Here is a 1,137-nt window from a genome sequence, read left to right as displayed (position 1 = left end):
AGATTTACAGTCTGCTCCCTTTGGCCACTCGGGAACCCCTCCAGGGTGTGTCTTACTTTTCACAAAGTAAGCCTAAATTGATGTTTGCCCATAAGCGCATCAACTAGGTGGGTCTCGGAACTCGTAGGGAGAGGTAAGAAGAAATATGGTGGAGGGAGACGGATTCGAACCATCGAAGGCAGTGCCGGCAGATTTACAGTCTGCTCCCTTTGGCCACTCGGGAACCCCTCCAGGGTGTGTCTTACTTTTCACAAAGTAAGCCTAAATTGATGTTTTCCCATAAGCCCATCAATTAGGTTGTTCTCTTAACTCTTATNAAGAGGTAAGAAGAATATGGTGGAGGGAGACGGATTCGAACCATCGAAGGCAGTGCCGGCAGATTTACAGTCTGCTCCCTTTGGCCACTCGGGAACCCCTCCAGGGTGTGTCTTACTTTTCACAAAGTAAGCCTAAATTGATGTTTTCCCATAAGCCCATCAACTAGGTTGGTCTCTTAACTCTTAGGTAGAGGTAAGAAGAAATATGGTGGAGGGAGACGGATTCGAACCATCGAAGGCAGTGCCGGCAGATTTACAGTCTGCTCCCTTTGGCCACTCGGGAACCCCTCCAGGGTGTGTCTTACTCTTCACAAAGTAAGCCTAAATTGATGTTTTCCCATAAGCCCATCAATCAGGTTGTTCTCTTAACTCTTAAAGAGGTAAGAAGAATATGGTGGAGGGAGACGGATTCGAACCATCGAAGGCAGTGCCGGCAGATTTACAGTCTGCTCCCTTTGGCCACTCGGGAACCCCTCCAGGGTGTGTCTTACTTTTCACAAAGTAAGCCTAAATTGATGTTTTCCCATAAGCCCATCAATCAGGTTGTTCTCTTAACTCTTAAAGAGGTAAGAAGAATATGGTGGAGGGAGACGGATTCGAACCATCGAAGGCAGTGCCGGCAGATTTACAGTCTGCTCCCTTTGGCCACTCGGGAACCCCTCCAGGGTGTGTCTTACTTTTCACAAAGTAAGCCTAAATTGATGTTTTCCCATAANCCCATCAACTAGGTTGGTCTCTTAACTCTTAGGTAGAGGTAAGAAGAAATATGGTGGAGGGAGACGGATTCGAACCATCGAAGGCAGTGCCGGCAGATTTACAG

The 1,137-nt window shown here is 47.5% G+C and carries 5 tRNA genes; all 5 read right to left on the bottom strand.

Annotation, left to right across the window (positions count from 1 at the left end):
- Positions 1 to 146: 146 nt before the first annotated feature.
- The 5 genes from A3712_RS19775 to A3712_RS19755 all read right to left on the bottom strand — a co-directional run bounded on the left by A3712_RS19775 (position 147) and on the right by A3712_RS19755 (position 980).
- Positions 147 to 231 (bottom strand) — tRNA-Tyr (locus A3712_RS19775).
- Positions 232 to 334: 103 nt separating this feature from the next.
- Positions 335 to 419, bottom strand: a tRNA-Tyr gene (locus tag A3712_RS19770).
- Positions 420 to 523: 104 nt separating this feature from the next.
- Positions 524 to 608, bottom strand: a tRNA-Tyr gene (locus A3712_RS19765).
- A gap of 101 nt (positions 609 to 709) precedes the next feature.
- Positions 710 to 794, bottom strand: a tRNA-Tyr gene (locus A3712_RS19760).
- Positions 795 to 895: 101 nt separating this feature from the next.
- Positions 896 to 980: transfer RNA gene (locus tag A3712_RS19755), tRNA-Tyr, on the bottom strand.
- Positions 981 to 1,137 lie beyond the last annotated feature (157 nt).

Origin of the sequence: Vibrio sp. HI00D65, assembly GCF_001635455.1 — a bacterium.
Taxonomy (GTDB): Bacteria; Pseudomonadota; Gammaproteobacteria; order Enterobacterales; family Vibrionaceae; genus Vibrio.
Note: the sequence above shows the minus strand (reverse complement) of the source record. Positions and strands in the feature narration are given on the sequence as shown.